16 protein-coding genes are annotated in these 24,533 nt (G+C 62.5%); 3 read left to right on the top strand and 13 right to left on the bottom strand.

The features are described from left to right. Position 1 precedes the first annotated feature (1 nt). The 3 genes from ACIQUS_RS14390 (at position 2) to ACIQUS_RS14380 (ending at position 3,996) form a co-directional block, all read left to right on the top strand. The gene (locus ACIQUS_RS14390; RefSeq protein WP_403047994.1) at positions 2 to 1,459 is read left to right on the top strand and encodes an acyl-CoA reductase; all 1,458 of its coding nucleotides are present in this window, start codon (positions 2 to 4) and stop codon (positions 1,457 to 1,459) included. Between the two features lie 70 nt (positions 1,460 to 1,529). Further along, the gene (locus ACIQUS_RS14385) at positions 1,530 to 2,588 is read left to right on the top strand and encodes an NAD(P)-dependent alcohol dehydrogenase (RefSeq protein ID WP_403047993.1); all 1,059 of its coding nucleotides are present in this window, start codon (positions 1,530 to 1,532) and stop codon (positions 2,586 to 2,588) included. 79 nt (positions 2,589 to 2,667) lie between these two features. After that, on the top strand, positions 2,668 to 3,996 hold the full coding sequence (locus ACIQUS_RS14380) for an MFS transporter (protein ID WP_403047992.1): 1,329 nt from the start codon (positions 2,668 to 2,670) through the stop codon (positions 3,994 to 3,996). Between the two features lie 59 nt (positions 3,997 to 4,055). On the opposite strand, the gene ACIQUS_RS14375 is transcribed toward ACIQUS_RS14380, so the two are convergent. The 13 genes from ACIQUS_RS14375 to ACIQUS_RS14315 form a co-directional block, all read right to left on the bottom strand. After that, the gene (locus tag ACIQUS_RS14375; protein WP_403047991.1) at positions 4,056 to 6,020 is read right to left on the bottom strand and encodes an alkyl/aryl-sulfatase; all 1,965 of its coding nucleotides are present in this window, start codon (positions 6,018 to 6,020) and stop codon (positions 4,056 to 4,058) included. A 72-nt stretch (positions 6,021 to 6,092) separates the two neighbouring features. Continuing rightward, entirely contained in the window at positions 6,093 to 6,254 is a 162-nt protein-coding gene (locus ACIQUS_RS14370; RefSeq protein WP_403047990.1) for a hypothetical protein, read from the bottom strand. A gap of 50 nt (positions 6,255 to 6,304) precedes the next feature. Continuing rightward, a complete protein-coding gene (locus ACIQUS_RS14365) occupies positions 6,305 to 7,492 on the bottom strand; it encodes a lipid-transfer protein (protein WP_403047989.1) in 1,188 nt (395 codons plus the stop codon). Between the two features lie 140 nt (positions 7,493 to 7,632). Next, positions 7,633 to 10,122, bottom strand: a complete 2,490-nt coding sequence (locus ACIQUS_RS14360; protein ID WP_403047988.1) for an RND family transporter — start codon at positions 10,120 to 10,122, stop codon at positions 7,633 to 7,635. Beyond that, a complete protein-coding gene (locus tag ACIQUS_RS14355; RefSeq protein WP_403047986.1) occupies positions 10,119 to 11,216 on the bottom strand; it encodes a YCF48-related protein in 1,098 nt (365 codons plus the stop codon). Before ACIQUS_RS14355 ends, ACIQUS_RS14360 begins: the two co-directional genes overlap by 4 nt. 25 nt (positions 11,217 to 11,241) lie before the next feature. Then, complete coding sequence (locus ACIQUS_RS14350; RefSeq protein ID WP_403047985.1) at positions 11,242 to 12,582, bottom strand: DUF1329 domain-containing protein; 1,341 nt, start codon at positions 12,580 to 12,582, stop codon at positions 11,242 to 11,244. Between the two features lie 19 nt (positions 12,583 to 12,601). Beyond that, entirely contained in the window at positions 12,602 to 14,413 is a 1,812-nt protein-coding gene (locus ACIQUS_RS14345; protein WP_403047983.1) for a DUF1302 domain-containing protein, read from the bottom strand. 274 nt (positions 14,414 to 14,687) lie between these two features. Beyond that, positions 14,688 to 16,388, bottom strand: coding sequence for an AMP-binding protein (locus tag ACIQUS_RS14340; RefSeq protein ID WP_403047981.1), 1,701 nt, complete (start codon positions 16,386 to 16,388; stop codon positions 14,688 to 14,690). A 75-nt stretch (positions 16,389 to 16,463) separates the two neighbouring features. Next, positions 16,464 to 17,606: a thiolase C-terminal domain-containing protein gene (locus ACIQUS_RS14335; protein WP_403047979.1), complete on the bottom strand. Its 1,143-nt coding sequence runs from the start codon at positions 17,604 to 17,606 to the stop codon at positions 16,464 to 16,466. Positions 17,607 to 17,718: 112 nt separating this feature from the next. After that, positions 17,719 to 19,950, bottom strand: coding sequence for an SDR family NAD(P)-dependent oxidoreductase (locus ACIQUS_RS14330; RefSeq protein WP_403047977.1), 2,232 nt, complete (start codon positions 19,948 to 19,950; stop codon positions 17,719 to 17,721). A 46-nt stretch (positions 19,951 to 19,996) separates the two neighbouring features. Next, the gene (locus tag ACIQUS_RS14325) at positions 19,997 to 22,141 is read right to left on the bottom strand and encodes a 3-hydroxyacyl-CoA dehydrogenase NAD-binding domain-containing protein (RefSeq protein ID WP_403047975.1); all 2,145 of its coding nucleotides are present in this window, start codon (positions 22,139 to 22,141) and stop codon (positions 19,997 to 19,999) included. Between the two features lie 34 nt (positions 22,142 to 22,175). Beyond that, the gene (locus tag ACIQUS_RS14320) at positions 22,176 to 23,384 is read right to left on the bottom strand and encodes an acetyl-CoA C-acetyltransferase (RefSeq protein ID WP_403047973.1); all 1,209 of its coding nucleotides are present in this window, start codon (positions 23,382 to 23,384) and stop codon (positions 22,176 to 22,178) included. A gap of 8 nt (positions 23,385 to 23,392) precedes the next feature. After that, a complete protein-coding gene (locus ACIQUS_RS14315) occupies positions 23,393 to 24,532 on the bottom strand; it encodes an acyl-CoA dehydrogenase family protein (RefSeq protein ID WP_403048049.1) in 1,140 nt (379 codons plus the stop codon). Position 24,533: the final 1 nt, after the last annotated feature.

Here is a 24,533-nt window from a genome sequence, read left to right as displayed (position 1 = left end):
CATGAACCATCCCATTGCACCCATGATCCTGCGCGGCGAAGTGATCACCGATAACCTGATCGAAGTCGGCGGGCGCGGCGGTGACCTGACCTTCCTCACCCCCGACGCCCACAAATACATCGACCGCCTGCCTCTGGGCAATCCGGCAAGGCTGGCCGACCTGTACAGCCTGAGCTTCGACGACATCCTCGATTATGCCGTCGAACTCGGCCAACGCCTGGATTTCGCCAGCAACGCCTACCTGCAGCAAGCCTGCGAGTTGTCGTACCAGACCTCGTCGTCCACACCGAGCATCGTCAAAGGCTCCTACCTCGGTCTGCCGCAGATGCTGTCCAGAGCCTTCATCACCGAAATGGTGGAAAGCACAGTCGGCATCAAATACCTGGAAGGCTGGGTGAAACAACAATTGCTCGACGGCACCGAACTGGAGGTACGCTGCTTCGGCGCACGGACCTTGCATATCGTTGCCGGCAATGCTGTCAGCCTTTCGTTGTGGACCATCATTCGCAACATGGTGCTGCGCAGTGACGCCATCATCAAGGCGCCCTCCAATGATCCCTTCACGGCATTGGCGATTGCCCGCACCATGGTTGACATGGCGCCGGACCACCCCATCACCCGGCACCTTAGCGTGGCGTACTGGAAAGGTGGCGACAAAGCGCTGGAAGAGCGCCTGTACCAGCCACAAAATCTGGAGAAGATCGTCGCCTGGGGGGGATATGCCTCCATGAAGCATGTCACCCAGTACATCCAGCCGGGCCTTGAACTGATCTCCCTGGACCCCAAGCGCAGCGCCAGCATCATCGGCAAGGCCACCTTCGACAGCGAAGCCACCCTGCGCGAGGCCGCCATACGGCTTGCTTCAGATATCGGCGCACTGAACCAGAAGGGCTGCGTCTGTGCCCGCGTGGTCTATGTGCAAAGTGGCACCGATGAAGCAGGGCTGGCCAGGCTCAACACCTTCGGCCGCTATGTCTACGATGCCATGCTGGGCCTGCCCAACACCCTCAGCACCTCACCCAAGCGCTACGACCCTGGGCTCAAGGCCGAGGTCGACGCACTGCGCCTGGATGACGAATGGTACAAAGTCATCGGCGGCCAGGACGGCGAAGGGGCGATCATCTGTTCGCAAATTCCCGACACCGTGTCGTTCGCCACGCGCCTGGACGATCGCACCGCCAACCTGGTGCCGGTCGACTCACTGGACGAGATGATGGATGCGGTGGACGCCTATACCCAGACCGTTGGCATCTACCCCGAAAGCATCAAGGATGAACTCAAGGACCGGCTGCCGCTGCATGGTGCCCAGCGCATCGTCTCGCTCGGCTATGCGGCGGCCATGAAGTTCGCCGCCCCCCAGGATGCCATCGAGCCGATGCGTCGCATGGGCAAATGGGTCTCCAACCAGATTGCTGCGCCTGAAACGTCGCCAGCCCCGTGGCTGCGTCCTTCGATCTGAACCTCATCGGCCCCTGCTGGCTGTGCTGGCGGGGCATCCATTTTTTGCCGCTATCAGGATTGAATCTGCCATGACCACCTGCCTGGGTTTTGCCGCCCACCAAGCCAACGCGCCCCTCACTCCCTGGCGCTTCGAGCGCCGGGCGCTGCGCGATGATGACGTCGCAATCGCCATCGACTATTGCGGCGTCTGCCATTCGGACCTGCACTATGTAAACAACGACTGGGGCAGCACACGCTACTCCTGCGTCCCTGGCCATGAAATCGTCGGTCGCGTCACCGCGGTCGGTAGCGCCGTAACTCGCTACGCGGTTGGCGACAGCGTCGCGGTCGGCTGCATGGTCGACAGCTGCCAGCAATGCACGCCGTGCCTGGAACATCAGGAGCAGGCCTGCAGCAGCATGACGCCGACTTACAACGGCATGGACCGGCAGACCGGCCAGGTCACCCTGGGTGGCTATGCCGAGTCTATCGTCGTGCGCGAAGCGTTCGTCCTGCGCGTGCCGCCAGCGCTTGATCCGCGCTTTACCGGCCCGCTGCTGTGCGCCGGCATCACCGTGTGGACGCCGCTGCGCCGTCACGGCGTGGGCGCCGGGATGAAGGTGGCCGTGGTCGGCCTCGGCGGCCTTGGCCACATGGGCGTCAAGCTGGCCGCAGCATTGGGCGCCGAGGTGACGGTGATTACCACCTCGCCCGGCAAGGCTGACGATGCCCGCGCGCTGGGTGCCCATCACGTGCTGCTGTCTACCGATCCGAAAGCCATGCAGGGCGCGGCCAATGCCTTCGATTTCATCCTCGACACCATCCCGACCCGGCACAACCTCAACCCGTACCTGATGCTGCTGGGCCGCAACGGCAAACTGGTGCTGGTGGGCGCCATCGAACCACTGGAGCCGATCCACGGCGCCTTGTTGATGGTCAACAGCCGCTCCATCGCCGGCTCTCTGATCGGCGGCATCGAGGACACCCAGGCCCTGCTGGATTTTTGTGCCGAGCACAACGTGCTGCCGCAGTGCGAAATGATCGGGATCCAGGACATCAACACGGCCTTCGAGCGCCTCAAGGCCAACGATGTGAAGTATCGCTTCGTCATCGACATGGCCTCGCTGCAGGACGTGAACCTCGGCTGAGCCCACGCCGAGGCGCATCAATGCGCCTCGGCTCCCGCGCCCCGAACAAAAACAATCAACCTTCGCGCAGGAACATTTCATGGACACCCTGGATACTGCCGCTCCCCTCGGCGCTACAACGACCCTGGACATCAAGACGGTTTACACCAAAGTCATCTGGCGCTTGATGCCCTTTCTGCTGATCGCCTTCATGATCAACGCCATCGACCGCATGAACGTCTCCTTCGCCAAACTGCGCATGGCCCAGGACATTGCCCTGACCGACGCGGCCTATGGCATCGGTGTCGGCGTCTTCTACCTGGGCTACATCTGCTTCGAGGTGCCCAGCAACGTGTATATGCAGCGGGTCGGCGCCCGTGCCACGCTGACGCGGATCATGGTGTTGTGGGGCCTGGTCACCATGGCCACGGCATTCGTCACCAGCCCTGAACAACTGATCGCCGCGCGCTTCATGCTCGGTCTTGCCGAGGCAGGCTTCTTCCCGGGAGTGATCCTTTACCTCACCTACTGGTTTCCCGGAGCCCTGCGCGGACGCATCACCGCATCGTTCCTGATGGCCGGCATCATGGCTGGCGTCATCTGCGGCCCGCTGGCCGGAGCGATCATGTCACATCTGGACGGCTGGATCGGCCTTCGCGACTGGCAGGCGCTGTTTGTGCTGACAGGGCTTCCGGCCATCGTCCTCGGGGTGATTGGCTGGTTCTGGCTGGTGGATCGGCCTGAGAACGCACGGTGGTTGAATGAAGGCGAAAAAAAGGCGATTGCCCAGGCGCTGGCCGCCGAACCGGCCAAGGTCCATGGCCGGGCCAGCGATGCACTGCGCGAGCCGAGGCTGTACATCGCCGGGGTGGTGTACTTCTGCATCTACAGTGGTTCGAACACTGTGTCTTACTGGCTGCCGACGCTGATCCGTGACTTCGGGGAAGCGGACATGAAGAACATCGGGATGCTCAGCGCCCTGCCCTATCTGGTCGGCGTGTGTGCCATGTACCTGCTGGGCCGCAGTTCCGACCGCCACCTCGAACGCCGATGGCACCTGGCTGCAACCCTGATGGTCAGTGCCGGCTGCTTCGCCCTGCTGGGCCTGGTTCAGGGCATGATGACGCCCTCGATCCTGCTCATGAGCCTGGGGGCCGCCGCTGCACTATCGGCTGTGTCGCTGTTCTGGACCATTCCCCCGGCGCTGCTTTCACCCACCGGCGCCGCGATCGGCATCGGCCTGATCAGCAGCATGGGTCACCTGGCCGGCGTTGTCAGCCAGGCTGCGGTCGGCGCGATCCGGTCAGCGACCGGCAGCCTGTACCTGGCATTCGACATCATGGCGGTGGTGCTGGTGTGCGGGGCATTACTGCTGCTGATCGGGATACCGGCCAGGGTGCTTCGGGATCGGCGTCTGCCGCAAGAATGAGTACAGCCCGTCGCGGTGCAAGGCTGCTGCCTTCCCGCGATGGGCTGTACAGCGGCCGGTCAGGGCGTAACGATATTGAAGGTCGGCTGGAAGCTACTGAGCATCCCCATGAATTCACGCAGTCTGGCGCCCTCGCCCTCGATGCGGATGTCACCTTGCTTGAGTGCGGCAGCGAAGTCCAACTGGCGCAGGTTGATGCGATCCAGCGTGGCCTTGCTCATCATGACCGCGACATCGGGCTTGGCATGGCGGCTGCCTTCGCGCGTGGTCAACACACCATTGCGCAGGGTCAAGGCAAACGGTTTGTCGAGGTCGGTGAACACCCAGTCGAGTGTCATGTCGTGCCCCTGGGCTTTATCGCTGTCCAGGCGCACGGCCAGCAAGTCGAAGAACATCCCGGGTTCCAGTGCCCGGACCAGGTCCGAGGCGTCACGCGAAGCCTGCGCCTTGAGCGTAGTGCCACGCAATTCGGCAACGCCGGTCAGGTACATGTTGCGCCATAACGAACTCTCGGCCTGATAGCCCAGTTGCTCCATCGCGTCAGCCTGAAGTGCGCGTGCGGCCGTATTGTCCGGCTCGGCGAACACCAGGTGGTTACCCAACTGCACCGCCCACCGGTAGTCCCCCTTGTCCATCGATGACTGCATCAGTGCCAGGACCTTGTCCGCCCCGCCCATTGCCGCAACATAGTGTTGGCCCGCCTCCACGGGTGGCAGTGGATCGAGATTCGCCGGGTTGCCGTCGTAGAAACCCAGGTAGCGTTGGTACACCGCACGCGCGTTGAAACTCAGCGAACCGTAGTAGCCACGGGTATACCACTTGCTTTCCAGGCTACCGGGTAGCTTTTGCATGGCCGCTGCGATTTCCAGCGGCGTCATGCCCTGGTTCATCAGGTGCAAGGTACGGTCATTGAGGAAGGTGTAAAGATCACGCTGGTCGGCAAGCAGGGTACGAATACGTTCGCCCCCCCAGGTCGGCCAGTTGTGCTGGGCGAACATGACCTGAGCCTTGTCGCCATAGCGCACCAGGCTTTGGTCCAGGTACTTGCCCCAGGCCTTGGCATCGCGTACCAGCGCACCACGCGGTGTGAGAATGTTGTGAAGGGTGTGGGTGGCGTTCTCGGCCATGCACAATGCCTTGAACTGCGGCAGGTAAAGATTCATCTCGGCCGGTGCTTCGCTGCCCGGCGTCAGTTGGAACTCGATATCGATGCCGTCGATTCGATGGGATTCAAAGGCCTTGCCCACCATTACGGTCGGGGCAATCAAACCGCTGGTGCCGCCCGCTGTTCCGGATTTGCCGATACCGGTGTCAATCTGGCCTCGCTCGTCACGGGTCACCGGCATGCCGGCCTGGTACAGGGCCCGTCGCATCATGGCGTTACCTGCAAGGACGTTCTCGCTGACCGCCTCCTCCATGAACCCGGCTGGCGCGATGATCTGCACCTTGCCTGCCTTGACGTCCGCTTCATCAACCACACCACGCACGCCGCCGAAGTGATCGAGATGGCTATGGGAGTAGATCACCGCTACCACCGGTTTGCGTGGGCGATGTTCGAAATAGAATGCCAGCGCTGCCTGGGCTGTCTCCTGGGTGGTCAGCGGATCGATGATCACCAGGCCGCTATCGCCTTCGATAATGGTCATGTTGGCCAGGTCGAATCCACGCAACTGGTAGACCCGCTCAGTGACCTGGAACAACCCCGCGTGAGTGTTGAGCCGGGCCTGGCGCCATAGGCTGGGGTTGACCGTATCCGGGCTGTTTTCAACCTGCAGGAAGTCATAGGCCTTGATGCTCCAGACGACATTGCCTTGCGCACCTTTGATCTCTCCGGTAAACGGCGCAATCAGTCCGCGCGCTACCGCTTCGAAGTCTTCCTGGTCGGTAAAGGGCAGTTGTTTGCGCACCGCCTCCTGCTTGGCACTGGTAAAGGCGCTGGCGGGCTTGGCCAGGGCCGCGTGACTGGGTTCCTCACCCGCCCAGGCGCCATTGGCAATCGCCAGGGCCAACAGGCTGAAAACCATGGCTGGTCGTGCTTTATGCAGTGAAAGGGAAAGCATTGCATGTCCTCAGGAAAGGATGGCCCGCGCCTGCTGTCAGCGCGCGATAGTGTGATTGTTGATGGGCATCGACGTGGGGATAGCGTGCAGCATGGCTGAGGTCGCGCGCGACAGCGGTACGGGGAGCTGCTGATACCAGAGCAATAGCGCGGCAAGGATGACGGCGGCACAGAACCGGGGCCATTTGTTCTTGTTCATGTTGCCTCCTGGCAAGGCGGTACGCCGTCGTGGAGCGCACCGCCCCGGGATCAACCGCGACCGAACAGGGTGACGATACCCGCTCCGCCCAGACCCAGGTTGTGCTGCAAGGCATGCTGCAGGTCTTGCACCTGGCGTTGCTCGGCCGTGCCGCGCAATTGATGGGTCAGCTCATAGCACTGGGCAAGGCCGGTGGCACCCAGTGGGTGCCCCTTGGACAGCAGGCCACCAGAGGGGTTGATCACCACCTGGCCGCCATAGGTGTTGTCGCCGTCCAGGACAAATTTCTCGGCACCGCCCTCGGGGCAAAAGCCAAGTCCTTCATACGTCAGCAGTTCGTTCTGGGCGAAGCAATCGTGCAGCTCACAGACGCGGATGTCCTCGGGGCCAACACCCGCCTTCTCGTACACCTCTGAAGCCGCCTGGCGTGTCATGCCGACGCCGACGATACCGATCATCGAAGGCGGCTCGAAGGCTTGCGGCTGGTCGGTGACCAAGGCCTGGGCAAGAATGGTGACATCCGTGCGCAGGCCATGTTTTTTCGCGAATCGCTCGGACACGATGATCGCCGCCGCACCACCACAGGTCGGCGGGCAAGCCATCAGACGCGTCATCACACCCGGGAAGATGACCTGGTCGGCCATTACCTCCTCGGTACTCACCACTTTCCTGAACACCGCCAGCGGGTTGTTGGCGGCGTGACGGCTGGCCTTGGCGCGAATCGCCGCGAAGGTTTCCATCCTGGTTCCGTACTTTTCCATGTGCTCCTTGCCAGCGCCGCCAAACAGGCGCAGCGCCGGTGGCATGCCTGCGCCTTCGGGGAAGACCACATCGGCGACATCATTGCCTTTGCCGTAGCTGCGTGGGCGATCAGTCCAGTGGTCCTTCAGGGCTCCAGGCTGCATCTGTTCGAAGCCAAAGGCCAGCGCACAATCCACCGCGCCGCTTTCCACCGCCTGGCGAGCCAGGTACAAGGCAGTGGAACCGCTACCGCAGTTGTTGTTGACGTTGATCACCGGGATGCCAGTAAGGCCCACCTCGTACAAGGCTGACTGGCCACTGGTGGAGTCGCCATAGACGTAGCCGGCATAAGCCTGCTGCACCAGGCGATAGTCGATACCGGCATCGTTGAGGGCCTGGCGCACAGCCTGGGCGCCCATCTCGATGTAGGTACCGCTTTGGCCGGGTTTGGCGAAGGGAATCATGCCAACACCGGCAACGTAGGTTTTCTCGGACATCACGTTCTCCATGGGTAGTTAGGTGCAGCCGGATGTCATGGGGGTGCCGCTGGCACCCTCACGACGCGATCAATCATTGCCCAGAGCCTGGACGCAGGCGCCCCCTCTCTGTGAGGAAGCCAGAGGCGGGTTCGCCCCCCTCACGGGACGACGGAATGCTCGACTACGTGCGCCGGTTCGCTGCGATCGGCACTGCGGCGCGTTTGCTGCCTCTGGGCCACGGGCAGGTCTGCCGGGCCGCGCAATAGGAAATGCGACAGCGCCGGAATCAGGATCAGGGCACCGAGCATGTTCCAGAGGAACATGAAGGTCAGCAGGATGCCCATGTCAGCCTGGAACTTGATCGGTGACCAGGCCCAGGTGATGACCCCGGCGCCCAGGGTGACGCCCACCAGGAACACCACCTTGCCGGTAAAACGCAGCGCACGACGGTAGGCTTCGGCCAGATCCAGACCCGCGCGCTGGTAAGCCAGCTGTACGCTCAGCAAATAGAGTGCGTAGTCCACACCAATACCGGCACCCAGGGCGATCACTGGCAGCGTGGCGACTTTCACCCCCATCCCCAGCACCACCATCAGGGCCTCGCACAGAATCGATGTGAGCACCAGCGGCAGCACGGCCACCACCACAGCCCGCCAACTGCGGAAAGTGATGAAACAGAGCACGATCACCGCCGCATAGACCATCAGCAGCATCTGTCGGTTGGCCTGCTTGACCACCGCATTGGTGGCCGCCTCGATACCGGAGTTGCCTGCCGCGAGCAGGAACTGCCGATCTGCACTGTCATGTTCGGCCGCGAAGGCCGTGGCAGCGGCCGCGACACGCTCAAGGGTCTGCGCCTTGTGATCGCTCAGGTAAGCAATGACCGGGATGACCGAACAGCTGTTATTGAACAACTCCTGGTTGCTCACCAGTGCCTGCTGCCCGGCGTAGTTGAGCGAGTCCTGATTACGCGCCAGGGTCAGCCACTTGGGCGTCCCCTCATAGGCACCGGCGGTGATCTGGCGAATGGCGTCGGCGAGCGACACCGTGGTCTGCACCCCAGGCACTTGCTGCAGGGCCCAGGCCAGACGGTCCGCTTCCACCAGGGTTTCGTATTTGAGGCACTGATCCGCAGGCGTCTTGATGATCACCGCGAACTGATCGCTCGACAGCGCGTAGTGGCTGGTGATGTAGGCATTGTCGAGGTTGTAACGCGAATCAGGACGCAACTCGGGGGCACCCGCGTCCAGGTCGCCGATCTGCAGGTTCAGGCTCACGACGAACCCGCCCACCGCCATCACTATCGCAACACCTATGGCACCGAGTGCCCAGCGCCGCTGGGTAAAGCGCTCGAGCAAGGCAAAAAAATGCAGCGAAACCTGCCCGGTTTTCACTGCACCTTCTTCACGGATACTGCGTCGTGCCGCCGCCGGGCTGACCCCGACATACGAGAGCAACACCGGCAGCAACACCAGGTTGGTGAACACCAGCACGGCCACACCCAGGCTCGCGGTCATGGCCAGGTCACGAATCACGGGAATATCGATCACGGCCAGCACGCCGAACCCCACGGCATCGGCCAGCAGGGCTGTCAGGCCGGCCAGGAACAGGCGGCGAAACGTGTAGCGTGCAGCGACCAGCTTGTGTGTGCCACGCCCACAGTCCTGCATGATGCCGTTCATCTTCTGGGCACCGTGGGAGACGCCGATGGCGAAGACCAGGAACGGCACCAGCACCGAGAACGGATCGATCACAAACCCCAGCATCGAGACCAGCCCCAGCTGCCAGATCACGGCGATGACCGAGCAGACAATCACCAGCAGGGTGCTGCGCAGGCAATGGGTGTAGCTATAGATGATCAGCGCCGCGATCAGTGCTGCAGCCAGAAAGTAGGCCGTGACTTGCAGTATGCCGTCGAGTAGTTCGCCCACCAGCTTGGCAAACCCGACAATGTGGATGTTCACCGGTGCGTCGCCTTGCGAATACTTGTCGCGAATCGACTCCAGCCGTGCCGACAGGTCTCTGTAGTCGAGCGGTTTGCCGGTCGCGCGATCGCTTTCGAGCAGCGGCACGAAGATCATGCTCGACTTCTGGTCCGAGGCTATCAGCCCCTGGGCAGCGCTCGAGCGCGCGACATTGGTGCGAAACTGCTCGATGCTGGCTGCAGACCCATCGTAGTTCGACGGCATTACCTCACCGCCGCGAAAACCTTCCTCGGTGACCTGGTTCCAGCGTACCGATGGCGTCCACAGCGAGCGCAGCCATGCGCGATCGATGCCGGGGGTGAGGAACAATTCATCGTTGATCAGCTTCAACTTGTGCAGATAGTCGGCGCTGTACACGTCCCCCTGCGGGTTCTCCACCACCAGCCGCAACGCGTTGCCCAGGCCACGCAGCTCTTTCTGATGGGCGAAGTAATTGAGCACATAGGGGTGGCTCTGCGGGATCATCTTTTCGAAGCCGGCATTCAACGTCAGCTTGCTGACTGCCTGCTGGCCAAGCAAGACCGTGACAAGTGCGCAGGCCAGCACCATCAGCAAGCGGTAATTGAAGATCAGCCGTTCCAGCCAGGTGCCCGAACGTCGGTCGAAATCAGCCAGGTGGGTCACCACCGGCATCGCGTCGAGGTTTTCGCTATCGAGTTTCATGGGCAGTCCGATTCAGTGAGGCAAACAGGCGTGAGAGCAACGCCCCGGGTGCCCACCGGCAGCACGCTGCCGGTGGGCAGGGAGACCGCGCTGCTGGTGGGTTGTGCCCAAGCGCCGACAACCTTGAAGTTGCGCCCTTGGTCAGTGGAAGCGAGGATCTGGCCGGACTGGCTGATCAACTGCAGGCTGCCGTCGGTGGCAACCTGCCCCGCCATCAACCCGGCCGTCACGCCCGTATTGACCCGGCTCCAGCTCGCGCCTCGGTCGGTGCTGCGAAAGGCGTTGCCACGCAAGCCGTACACCAGCAGCGTTCCGGACGTGCCGGTGAGCCCAAACAAGGTGCCGGGGTAGTCCAGCGCAACCTTGACCCATCGCTGGTTGATGCTGTCCAGCCTCAGGACCAGGCCGGCCTCCCCCACTGCATAGAGCTCACCGTCGACTCGGCGCACGCCGAAGAAATGCAACTGTTGTGGGTTGTCGGTGTGTTCGAGCAGCGGCGCCCAGCTATTGCCGCCATCGCGCGTGCGCATGATCAGATTGAACGGGCCGACCACGTAGCCGTTTTTTTCATCGTCGAACCAGAGCGCATGAAAGGGCTTGTCGGCACCATCGGCCACCAGGCGACGAACGCTGTTCTGCAGTGACTCCAGGCCCTCAGCGTCAGCGGAGAAACCGGCGGGGATACGATCCAGATAATAGTGTTGCAGCACCTGGACTACCTGGCGTCCATCCAGTTGACGGGTCCAGTTGCGGCCCGCATCGTCCGTGGTCAGCACGACACCACTGTGCCCCACCGCCCAGCCCCGGCTCGGCGTTGCGAACTGCACGGCAAGCAGGTCCACGCTCACCGGTACCTGTGCCTGGGTCCAGTGCTGGCCCTGATCATCGGAGTAAAGAATATGACCGCGCTGGCCAACAGCGACCAGACGCTCACCGGCGTACGCGATGTCATTGAGCAAGCGGGACCTGGCCAGCTCGCTCATGACGGCCGGTGCGTCGAGCGGATCAATAAAGTCGGCGGCGTGTGACGATGGCAGGGCCACCGTCAACAATGCCGCCAGGAGCGCAACAGCCTTGGTTAAATTCATGGTCATGTTTTCGGTCCTGGCGACAGGGTGCTTAGCGCACCCCTGCTCCTGTCAGGGCATCGGCTGTCCACTCACGCTTGGGCAGCGGGTCGATGACCTTGACCTTGCCGCTGGCGAACGGCGTCGCATTGGTCGAGTAGTTGCCACCGATCAGGTCGTAGAACACGGTCCCTTCGGTGGAGAATCCACCGCTGTCGTACAACGAGGCCTGCATCGCAAAGCCCGCCTTGAACAAGGTGTTGCTGGCGTCGTACGCCTCGGTGGCGAGCACCGCCCAGGAGTCCTCATCCAGATAGAAGCGACGCTGTTTGTAGATATGGCGCTTGCCTTCCTTCAGTTGGGCTTCGACCACCCAGACCCGATGCAGCTCCCAGCGCAGCTGGTCAGGGTTGAGGTGGCGCTCGCCCAGCAACTGCTCGGGGGTACTCTGGAAGGCGGCACGGTAGGCGTTGTACGGCACATACATTTCCTTCTTGCCGACCAGTTTCCAGTCGTAGCGTTCGATCGAGCCGTTGTACATGCCGACCTCATCGAACGTCTGCACGCCAGCAGTCCCAGGGTTCGGCGTATCGAAAGCCAGGTCAGGCGCCAGGCGCACGCGGCGTTGGCCAGGCAGGTATTGCCAGGCGCGGCGCCCTTTGTGTTGGTCGACGACATCCAGCGACATGGTCGCCTCACCCACCCGACGTGCCGGTCCCTGGTAGAAGCAGCGAACGAAGCGGCTGTTGCCGGCCGACTGCACCGGGTCCGGGTTCCAGAACGGGTTCTCCCAGTTGCACAGCATGTCCGAGGACAGTGAGCGGCTACCGTTGGCGTCGACGTTATAGGCCCGGGCGCGAGTTTCGCTGGACAGCGTGCCGTAGCGAGTCAGGTGGTTCCAGATCGCCTGCTGGCCATTGGCTGGAATGGGAAATGCGACCTGGGCGTGTGCGCCGATCAGCGCCAGCCCGCTGGCGTCGAGGCCGGCCTTACCGGCATTTTGCCGGGTGTTGTCGAGAATGTACTGGGGGTACCAGACCGAGCGATGCGTCGGGTACACATCAATACGGAAGCTGGGGTACAGCTTCATCAAGGCCTTGCTGCCTTCGGTCAGCTTGCCGGCGTAGCTGTCCATGTTCTTGGCATCGATGGACAGCAACGGCTTCTCGCTGGCGAAAGGATCGGTGTACTGGCCGCTGCCCGCCTGGAAGCCTGCCGGTGGCGTCTTCAGCCCGCCGGTGTAAGCGGGAATGCTGCCATCGGCATTGCCGGCCTTCTCGGCCCCCACCGGCGTCAACGTATCACCCAGCGCCGAGTAGTCGGGAGCGGCCTGCAAGACAGTGGTCATGAGGCTGGCGACAGCGGCAGCCATCAGCGTGATTTTTCGGTTCATCGAGCAAATCTCCTGGAAGTCAGAACGTGGTTTTGAAGGTGAAGTTGAGGAAACCCCGGTCCTTCAGTGCGGTACTCGAGCCGTTTACCGCAGCGACCATCGACTCGCCCGGGATAGGCGAAGCCGCTTCCTTGTACGTCCCGTAAAAGTCGACGTATTTGAGGTCGAATTGATATTGCTGCTGGACGTTGGCCGACAGGCCGACGCTGTAGGTGCCATTGCCTTCGTTGCCGCCGGAGGTCACTGGCGAGTTGCCGTGCAAACCGCGGGAGTAGCTCAGCGGCATGGAAATATCGATGCCCGGGAACACCTGGAACCAGGTCGGTGAGAAGTTGATGGCAGCGCCGACCGCATACTTCGTCGAACAGCCGTAGGACTTGTCCAGCACCTGCCCGGTCGAGCCGTTACGCGCCACACCGTCGCAGATGTAGTCGGCCGAACCCTCGGAGTTGAACATCTGCGGATTCTTGGTCACTTTGTGCAGGCGGCTGTAAGTCAGTTCACCGGCATAGCTGGCAGAGTCCCACAGCACGGTGCCAGACAAGGTCCCCACGGCGTTCAGCACCGCGTGCCAGGTCTGGCCACGGGCGGCATAGCTGTTATCGACAAGCTCCGGTGCCCCCTTGGGAAACAGCGCCGCACGAACCGGGGCGCTGATGCCGGGGCCTGCGGTCACCGGGCTCAACAGCGAAGCATTGAGCGGCATGTTCCAGCGGTGGGAAATCTCGGCACCGACGCTGACACCCGCAATTTGCTTGGACAGGCTGATGCCAAACAGGTCGATGTCTTCGCCGTAGTACTGTTTGTAGCTGTTACTGGTAGCGGCCGGTCCGCGTGCCTGGATGTCAGTGAACACACCCGGCAGCTTGTCGGAAAGATTGCGGTAGTACATGCCCGCAGTACCATCGAGCCACTCCGGGCTCCAACGCAGGTTCAAGCCCCACTCGCCGCTGTTCCTGGCATCCTTGGAGCCGGCGTTGTTGACCCGCCCCAAGCTGTTGGAGAACTGCTGGTCCGGCCCGTTGAACACCGCATCGGCCGGGCCCAGGTAAGTGCCGCCCTCGGTGAAACGGAACGACTCCCACTCGAAGAAGTATTGCGCGGCAACGCTCAGCTCGTCGGTGAGCTGCGAAGACACCGACAACTGCCCCAGCGGCCGGAACAGCTCCTTGGCCTCCGTCCCCGGGGTCGCCGTACCTTTGGCCAGGTCCAGAGGGGCCTGGGAGTAGGAAACGCCGTGGATATTGCCGCCACTGAGCAGCGATTCGCCCCAATACACGGTATGGCGGCCCAGCTTGTACGCAACAGGCACATCGCCGATGTCGAAGCGGCTGAACACAAACGCATCGAGCAACTCGCCTGATGGCCCTCGGTAATAACGCTTGGTGTAGGAGGAGTACTTGTTGTCGACATAGCTGCCCGGCCCGACACTGGCCTGGCGCGCTTGCAGCTCAGGATTGCCGTGTGCGTGGCCATCACGATAAGCGTTGTCGTACCAGGCTGCGGCGCTGACACGCGCGCCGTGATAGCGCTTGTAGACAAGATCGAACTCGCTGAGCAGGTCGACACGATTGGTAACGATGTCACCCTTGTCCGCGAAGCGGTACTCACCCTCGTCGAAAGCCGGATTGTTGCCCACAGTGTCCGGATTTTCGGCACGCATGCCGATGTTATATCGCAGCGTGTTATCCCAACGCAGGTACAGGTCAGGGTTACTGGTTGGAATTTCCACCGCCAATGCGCCGCTGCTGAGCGCGCAAGCGATACTTGCGCAGAAGGGGCGCAACCACAGGCTTGGCGCATCGCCACGTTTTGCGTGTGTCAAGTGCATGAAGACCTCGAGAGTGCGTTTTAATTGTTATGTAATGACCGCACTACAACGCTAAGCCCAGTTGCCTCGCTACCCCACCCCTCAGGGATTGGGGGGAATAGGGGGGGGATGTGAGGGGGTAGCCCGGGGTGGACTCAAGAGGCCGGGCAACGGCGCGGATCGAGGTATCAGGCCGATGAAATGCCAGACACGAAAACGCCCCGGAACGTCCCCGTTTTTCAACGGGAACGAACCAGGGCAGAAACCGGTGTGATGAAGTCGCGCGGCTGTACCGCTACTCGAAGATGACCCGCGAAGCGCTGCTGCTCCAGCCATCCATGCGCGACTGGTAATGGTCCTCGATCTGATTGCGACGAATCTTCAAGGTGGGTGTCAGCAGGTCGTTTTCCACGGTCCAGGGTTCACTCACCACCACCAGGCTGGCCAGGTGCTCATGGCTCTCGGCCTGGGCATTGACGACCTCCAGCAGCGCCTCCAGTGATTGAACCAACGCTTGGCGCTGCGTCTGGTCCATCAATACCTGACGTGCGGCCGGGGAAATGTTGATCAGGGCGAAAGGCTGCGGCAGGCCCATGCCGGTGACGCAACTGGCCTCGATCTGCGGGTGATTGGCCAGACGCATTTCGATCGGCACCGGCGCGACGTATTTGCCTTTGGCTGTCTTGAACAACTCCTTGACCCGTCCAACGATGCGCAGCCTGCCCTCCTCGTCCTGGATCCCGCGATCACCGGTTCGGAAGAAGCCGTCTTCGGTATAGCTCTGCGCGGTCAATTCCGGTTGCTTGTAGTATCCGAGCATCTGCCCGGGGCTCTTCACCAGGATTTCGCCATCGTCGGCAATCCGGCATTCGACACCCGGCAGGCACTGGCCGACATAGCCAGGACGCACCTGGCCCGGTCGCGTGAAATGCGAGCAGGCGAAGTTCTCCGACATTGCATAGCCTTCCAGCAGCTCCAGGCCCAGCTCGCCATACCAACTGATGACTTCAGCCGGCAAGGCAGCCGAACCGGTGAGCGCCGTATGCACCTGATCCAGGCCTAGCGCGGTGAGGATCTGCGCCTTCATCTGCCCGGCCCGTTGCGGGTCGGCGAAAGCCGCCAGTTGTTCTTGCCGGGGTATCTTCTGGTTGATGCCCTGGTAAAACTTGGTCCACAACCGTGGAACCGAGAAAAAGAACGTCGGCCTGGCCCGCTGCAGGTCGGCGGTAAAGGTTTCGAGGCTGTCGTTGAAGAACACATGACTGCCCAGTCGCAGTGACATCGCTTCGACTCCTTGGCGCTCTGCGCCATGAGCCAGTGGCAGATACGACAGCATGCGCTCCTCGCCATTGGGCCCGCGCCCGCCTCTGAACAAGGCGCACGCATTGATCATCGGCGCCTCGCACAGCGTACCGAAGCTGTGCATCACGCCCTTGGGCTGCCCCGTGCTGCCAGAGGTGTAGATCAATGTCGCCAGTTGCGCAGGATCAGGCAGGGTGAAGTCATGCAGCGGCTCGGTGCAGGCGATGATGTCGTCCCAGGTGCCCTGGGCATCGCAGGCGCCCAGCGGAAGGCTGATCACCGGCAACCCTGCCGGAACCCCCGCGCTCAATGCCTGCCAGGTGCTCGCACCGCCCTCCAGCCGGCCAACGAACAACAGCCGTGCCTGCGCGTGCTCGAGTACGTAGCGCACGGTATCGGTATTGGCCGTGGGGTACAGCGGAACACTGATGTGGCCGGCGATCCAGATCGCCAGATCGGCAATGATCCAGTGGGCGCTGTTCTTGCCGAGAATGGCGATGGAGGAGCCGGCCGGCAAGTTCATTGCCTGCAGATGAGTGGCCATGCGTCTGGCCTGGTCAGCTACCACTGCCCAACTGTAGTCGATGACGGTCCCGTCACCCTGGGGCTGGGTCAGGTAAATCGCATCCGGTTTTTGCGCTTGCCACTGCAGCAGGTAGTGGATCAGTGTCGACTGCTCGTGTCTTTCGATCATTACGCAGATCCTGAAATGGCGGATGAATGCTTCATCCGTTGTTATTGTTGTTAGTGCCCGCGTTGGTCGCGCAGGTCAGTCGCAGCGGTACAGGGTCACCTCACGGGTAGCGGCCAGCCCGAGATGGCTCTGCAGGGCGATGCGCGCCCCCTTGACCTGGCGTGGTCCCGCCTCGCCCCTGAGCTGGGTGACCAACTCGGCACACTGCGCAAGCTCGGTGGCACGCAGGGAGAAGCCGTTTGCCAGCAACCCACCTGACGGGTTGATTACCACGTTGCCACCGTAGGTGTTATCCCCATCCTCGATAAAGCGATCGGCATGCCCTTCCCGGCACAAGCCGAGCGCCTCATACAGCAACACCGCAGCAATTGTGGTGCTGTCATGAAGCTCGCAGACATCGATGGCTTCAGGCCCGATCTCGGACTGCTCGTAGACATGCCTGGCGGCCGCTACATTCAACGCGTATCCAGCGGCCGAATACAAGGGCGCGTCATCGCTCGCCTGGGCATGGGCAACGGCGGCATGCGCAAGGATCTGCACCGGTGCCCGGGCACCGCTACGAGCGATGAATGTCTCGGAACAGACCAGCACTGCACCGGCGCCATAGACACGGGTACAACATTGCGCCCGGGTGAGCGGGCCGGCAACCTGCTCGTCGGCCATCACCTGCTCCAGGGTCAGCGGCGCCGCGAACAATGCCAGCGGATGTCTGCTGCCATGTTCCCGTGCCACCACCGCAGCCATGGCCAGGGTTTCAGGTCGCACATCGAATCGGCTCAGGTACTCGAGAGCAGCGTCTCCATGAGCTTGTACCCGGTTGCCGCCCGGGCTTTGCTGATGGCCGCCAAGCCCACGAAAAGGGCCAGCACCCTGCCCCTGGTCCGGGTCGTTATCAGTCTGGTCGAACCCCAGCGCCAGCACGCATTCGGCACTACCATTGGCCACCGCCTGACGCGCCAGCATCAGCACGGACTCACGCGGCCCGGCCTGCCGGCAACCGCTTGAGGTCGCGGGCAGGCCGAGCGCCTCGCGCCAGTAACCGACCGGTAGACCCGGGCTGTAACTGGCGATGACCTGGTTCACATCGGCGCGGGCGATCCCCGCGTCGGCCAGCGCACTGCGCGCCACTTCGATGACCTCGTCCAGGCTCGCCGCCCCTTCGCAGGTCACGGCAAAGCGGGACACGCCCACACCGATGACATATACGCGACGCTGCATTTCCATCTCCTAAAACCCAAGACCCTACGTTTGCTGCGCGAAGCGACATCCCCAAGCAACCCTGCTGGCCAGGGCAGTCACACCCCGGCCAGCACGTTTGCGTGGTGTGACCTTAAATCGCGTCACTGAGCCGCTTGGCGGTGGCCTGGGCATACAGTTGCTGGTCAATGCCGGCAAAGGCCTCCAGCTTCTTCGATGCCAGGGTATCGCCGGTCAGCTTGAGCTTGCCGCCGAAGAACAACTTTTGCAGTTGTGGCTCTTCGCCAGAGGCCAGCTCCGGCATGTTCGCCTCCTGGATGACCATGGTCACGTCGGGCTTTTCAACCACGCCCTGGTAGACGTCGCCCTGGCCGTTCTTCAGATCCAGCACCCAGCTGGAGTCACGGTTCTTGACGACAAACTGCATGATCATCTGTGCTTGCTCGGCGATGTACGGATGCGCCTGCAGATGCGCCTTGTACACACTGAACACGTCGTGGGCGGTCAGGGTTTTCGGCTCTTCCTGAACACCATCGGTCAGCGACTTGATGTCTGGAATCTGCTCGAAGATCTCGACCACGCCGCCCTTGAGCACCGCCACGTCGCGCTCCACCGCACGGGTCTCGAACACGACTCGGGTCGGCGTCTCGCGCCACATGCGGGTTTCCAGGGTATCGCCCGGCATGACGATGGCGGCGAAGCGCACACGGATGCTCTTGAACAGACGCGAATCGTTGTTGCAGAACGCCTTGATCACATGGCGACCGGCATAGCCGAAGGTGCACAGGCCATGCAGGAACGGCTTCTCATACCCGGCGGCCTTGGCGTAATCGGGATCGACGTGCATCGGGTTCCAGTCGCCGCACAGGCGATAGAGCAAGGCCTGGTTGACTTCGGTCTGCTCGGCGATCACCGCATCCGGGGCGCGCTCGGGCAGTGCTGGCATCGGTACGCTCGGCGCTTTTTCCAGCCCGGCACCCGGAACACCGGCGTAGAAGCTGGTGATTTCGTTATAGAACAGCGGCACGCCGTGCTCATCGGTGGTTTCCACCGCCAGGATCGACACCGAGCTGCGACCCTTGTCGATGGCCTGCTTCAAGCGCATGGTGTGCTTGAGCTTGGCGGCCGGAGGCAGCGGACGGTACATCTGGGTGAACTGTTCGCCATGCAGACCGTTGGCGAACGGCAGTTCCAGGCCTTCCAGGCTGGGCTTGCCCGACTTGATCGCCTGCAGGAAGACCTGGGTCGCGGGCAGCACCGCCATGGTTGGCAGCACACGGAACTCGTCGTCCTTGAACTCGTTGATGTACAGCAGTTCGGTTTCGTCCAGTGGATCCTTGGCAGCGCCTACGGCCAGGGCATACAGGGCCGCGTCGTTCTGGGTGTATTCGGTTTCGAGCGTGGACACTGCGTTGGCCGCCACTTCCATGTCAACGTACTGATTGCCGCCCTTGGCCGGCGACTCCAGGCGCGAGAACAACTCCTGGAAACCTTCGCCACCCGTGGTCTGGTGAACGCTGTGCTCATCGAACTGGGTAATCCGCTCCCAGTTCTCACGCACCAGTTCCGGGCTCAGGCTGTCAGTGTGCAGCACACGACCCTGGGAACGCTCCCAGCGGTACTTGGCATGGAAGCCGCCGCCGACTTCGAACAGGCTGCCGGTTTCAGTGTTGTCCTCGTGGCACAGCCATGCCACCAACGGCGCAATGTGTTCGGAAGCCAGTTTGGCATGTACATCTTCGGGCAGGATGCCGCTGGCAATCACCAGGCGCGACGCGGCAATCGGGGCGATGGTGTTGACGCGGATGTTCTTCGGCCCACCTTCGAAGGCCAGCGACTTGGCGAAGCCGATCAGCCCGGATTTGGCTGTCGAGTAGTTGCACTGACCGAAGTTACCGTGGATACCGGCACCGGACGCGGTCATGATGATACGGCCGTAACCCTTCTCGCGCATGATCGGCCAGGCGGCGCGAGTCAACCTGAACGCACCCTTGACGTGGATTTCCTGAATCAGGTCCCACTGTTCTTCGGTCATCTTGGCGAACGACACATCGCGCAGGATGCCGGCGTTGTTGATCAGGATGTCGACCGTACCGAATGCTTCCAGCGCGGTGGCAAGGATCTTTTCGCCTTCGGCGACCGAGTTGTAGTCGGCCACCGCTTCACCGCCCAGCGCACGAATTTCGGCGACCACCGCATCGGCCGCCGCCGACGACATGCCAACACCTTCAAGGTTCACGCCCAGGTCATTGACCACCACTTTGGCGCCGCGAGCGCCCAACAGCAACGCATGCGCACGCCCCAAGCCATTGCCGGCGCCGGTGACAATAGCGACTTTTCCATCGAAACGAAGTTCCTGTGACACGATGTTATCTCCTCAATTGGGAACTGTTTTTCTAGCTCGCGACCGGTTAATCCCGGTGGAACATGGCGCCGCTAGCGGCAAGTTCGCGCAGCGCTCGAGGCACCGTGAAGCGGGCCCCCAACTGCGCGCATAGCACGTCGCACCGTGCGACGAATTTGTCCGGGCCGATCTGCTCGATAGCCGAGAACGGCCCGCCCAGCCAGGCAGGGAATGACCAGGCGTTCTGCGCGCCGAGGTCGGCTTCGGTGGTATCGACGATGACCCCTTCGGCCCAGCAACGAGCAGCTTCGAGCAACTGCGCATAGAGCAGCCGCTCACTTGCGACGGCGCTTTCCATGGCCAGCCGTTGGCTGGCGAATTGGGCGCAATGGGCTTGATCGATGTGTTTGGCCGCGCCCTGCGGATACAGGTAGAAGCCGGCCCCGCTTTTGCGTCCCAGTCGATTGAACTGGTTTTGCCGATCAACCAGGGCGTTGACCTTGTGGCGATCGTCACCGATCGGCCCGGGCTCGCGGCTGCGATAGAAACGCGAGGTGTGCTGGATAACGTCCAGCCCGACCTCATCCGCCAGCGCCAGCGGGCCGATGTTCATGCCGATGGCCAACGCGGCATTCTCGACCAGTGCCGGCGCTACACCATCGACCAGCAAGCGCATTCCCTCGCGCACATAGGCATCGAAGCAACGCGAGGTGTAGAAGCCATAACCGTCGTTGACCACGAAAGGCGACTTGCGCAGCTGGCTGATGAAGTCCATGGCGCGCGCCAGGGTCTGATCCGAGGTGCGCGGCCCGACAATCACCTCGACCATGCCCATGCGCGGTACCGGGGAGAAGAAATGCAGGCCGATGAAGTGCTCCGGACACGGACTGGCCTGGGCCAGTTCACCGATCGGCAACGCCGACGTATTGGACGCGAAGATCGCGCCTGGTTTCATCGCCTCGCACGCGGCACGGGTGACGACGGCCTTGATATCGGCGTCCTCGACGATCGCCTCGACCACCAGATCGCAGTTACCCAGCGCCGCGTAACCAGAGACCGGGCGTATCCGCGCCAGTGCCTGTTCACGGGCGACGGCAGTCAGACGGCCCTTGGCTACGTCTTTGTCCAGAGCTACAGCGACCTGCTCGCGTGCACGTTCGGCCAGGACCAGGTCGCGGTCCAGCATCACCACCTCGATGCCAGCGAGCGCTGCCACCTGGGCAATCCCGGCGCCCATCAGGCCAACGCCTATGACACCGAGCTCGGCCACCTTGCTGCGGGGAATGCCAACAGGGCGGCGGGCCAGCTTGGCAGCCGCTTGTTTGGCGAAGAAGTTGATACGGATGAGATTGTCCGCGACCGGTCCTGGCACCAGCGTTGCGAAGTGCTTGAGCTCCAGCTGCAGCGCCTTGTCCATCGGCAGGCGAGCGCCCTCGTAGATACAGCGCAGGATCGCCAAAGTTGCCGGATACAAGCCACGCTTGCTGGCATGCAAGCTGGCATTGGCTTCGATCAGTGCCTGCCGATTGGCCGGGGTATACGCATCGCCGCCGGGTAGCACGTAGCCTTTTTCATCCCAGGCGGCAATGGCCTTGACCCGCCCTTCGCGCAACGCGCGGTCGGCGGCGGCCAGGAGATTTTCAGGGCTGGTCAGTTCATCCAGCAGGCCCAGGCGATGCGCTTCTTCGGCACTGAGGTGAGTGCCTTGGGTGATCAGCGGCAAGCTGGCGGCAATCCCTATCAGGCGCGGCATGCGCTGGGTACCGCCAGCACCTGGCAGAACCCCGAGCTTGACTTCCGGTAGCCCGAATTGCGCTCCCGGGACCTGCGCGGCAATGCGGTAGTGACAACCCAGCATCAGCTCCAACCCCCCACCCAGGGCGGTGCCACTGGCGGCAGCGACCACGGGCTTGCCGCTCGTTTCGATGCGGCGCAACAGGGTGCCCAGGGCGCCGATCTCGGCCATGACTTTTTCCCGTGGCGTACCTGGCCGGGCCAGCCCGGCCACCCACGCAAGGTCAGCGCCGGCGACAAAACTGCTCTTGCCGCTGGCCACGATGATGCCGGTCACCTCAGGGGCGCGCAGCAGTTCGGTAAACACCCTGTCCAGTTCGTCGACCAGGTCCAGTGACAGCACATTCATGCTGCGCCCTGGCATATCGATGGTCAGCGTGGCGATGCCGTCGGTGATTGAGGTACTGATCAGGTTCATTGGCTTTTCCATGGAATCCTCGATGCCAGGCGGCTCAGACGCGTTCGATGACGGTGGCGACGCCCATACCGACGGCGATGCACAACGTGACCAGAGCCGTACCCTTGCCCGTGCGCTCCAACTCATCGAGCACGGTGCCGAGCAACATCGCACCCGTTGCGCCCAGCGGATGGCCCAGGGCAATCGCCCCGCCGTTGACGTTGATGCGGTCCGCACCAACACCCAGGCTGTCCATGTAGTGCAGGGGCACGGCAGCGAAGGCTTCGTTGACTTCAAACAGATCGATATCGGCCAGGGTCATGCCGCTGCGCTGCAACAGCTTGCGCGTGGCCACCGACGGGCCAGTCATCATCACGGTCGGCTCCGAACCGACTTCGACAAAAGAGCGAATGCGTGCACGAGGCTTGAGCCCGGCGGCGCGGCCCGCCGTTTCGTTGCCGATCAATACAGCGCAGGCACCGTCAACGATGCCCGAGGAGTTGCCGGCATGGTGTACGTGACCGATTGACTCCAGCTGCGGGTAGCGGGCCAGGGCCAAGGCATCGAAACCCACCCGGCGGCCACTGTCAGCGAACGACAGGCGCAGCTTGGCAAGATCATCCTGGGTACAGCCGGCACGTACGTTTTCATCGTGGTCAAGCAGCACGTCGCCCAGCACATCGCGCACCGCTACCAACGAACGATCGAAGCGGCCTTCGGCCGTGGCCAGGGCAGCGCGGCGATGGCTTTCCACGGCGAAGGCATCGACCTGTTCGCGGCTCAGGCCATGCTGGCTGGCCAGCAGGTCGGCACAGACGCCCAGTTGCATGTAGCGGGTGGCGAACGCCGCGGCCGGGTCGACGCCCCAGGCGCCCCCATCGGACAACATGGCCACCCGCGACATGCTTTCGCAGCCGCCGGCAATCACCAGGTCGGCGCCGCCGGCAACGACTTTGGCCGCGGCCATGTTGCAGGCTTCCAGGCCGGAGCCACAAAAGCGGTTGATCTGTACACCCGCCACACGCTCGTCGAAGCCTGCGGCCAATGCGGCGACGCGGGGCACACCACCGCCCTGCTCACCGATACCCGACACCACGCCGAACACGATGTCGTCTACCTGTCGGGTGTCCAGGCCGTTGCGCTCGCGCAACGCGGTAAGCACCGTGGCGCTCAGGTGCACGGGCGTCGCTTCGTGCAGCGAACCGTCCGGTTTGCCGCGGCCCCGTGGGGTACGAACGTGGTCGAAAATATAGGCAGCGTTCATCACAGTACTCACAGGGTGCGCGAAATGATTTCTTTCATGATCTCGGTGGTGCCGCCCCAGATGCGGTTACCACGCACGTCGCGATACAGGCGCGCGATCGGGTACTCGAGCATGTAGCCATTGCCACCGTGCAACTGCAGGCAGTCGTCCACCACGCGGTTGCTCAACTCGCCAGTCCAGTACTTGGCGGCCGCCGCCGCCTCGGCGCTCAACTCGCCGCGCAAGGCCAGTTCCATGCAGCGATCGACCCAGGAGCGCCCCAGCTGGATCTGGGTCTTGAGTTCGGCAAGCTTGAAACGGCTGTTCTGGAAATCGATGATCGGCTTGCCGAACACCGTGCGACCCTTGGTGTAGTCGAGGGTATGGCACAAGGCTGCTTCAGCCTGGGCCTGGAAACCGATGGCGCCGCTCATGCGCTCCCACGCCAGGTCGCGCATCAACTGACCGAAGCCTTGACCCTCGACCCCACCGAGCACGTTGCTGGCAGGTACACGGACGTTGTCGAAGAACAGCATCGAGGTGTCCTGGGCATGCAAACCGACCTTCTTCAAGGGTGTCGAGCGCTCGAAACCCGGTCGATCGGCCTCGACCAGAATCAAGGTGATGTCCCCTGACTTGCCGGTCTCTCCGGTCTTGCACACCACCAGGGCGAAGTCACACTGGGTGCCGTTGGAAATGAAGGTCTTGGAACCGTTGAGCACGTACTCATCACCGTCGCGCACCGCACGGGTCTTGACGGCCTGCAGATCGGAGCCGGTGTTCGGCTCGGTCATGGCCACCGCGCCAATCACCTCGCCGCTGATCATCCCCGGCAGCCAGCGCTGCTTCATTTCCTCGGTGGCGTAATTGTTGAGGTAACCCGCCACCAGCGAGTGCACGCCAAAGCCGATCAGCCCCGAAGCACCAGAGCCCATGAATTCTTCGATGAGGATCATCTCGAACAGTTTGTCGGTACCGACACCGCCATACGCTTCGGGCAAAAATGGCAGGATCAGGCCTAACTCGCCGGCACTTCGCCAGACTTCGCGAGGGATCCGGTGTTCTTCTTCCCACTGTTCGTGAAAGGGCAGCACCTGCTCGTCCAGAAAGCGTTTGACCGTGCGGCGATACGCCTCGTGCTCGGCGCTGAACAAAGTGCGGGGGATCAGG

This window comes from Pseudomonas sp. NPDC090755, assembly GCF_044769005.1.
Taxonomy (GTDB): Bacteria; Pseudomonadota; Gammaproteobacteria; order Pseudomonadales; family Pseudomonadaceae; genus Aquipseudomonas.
The sequence above is the reverse complement of the archived record's forward strand: the minus strand, read 5'-3'. Positions and strand labels throughout refer to the sequence as shown.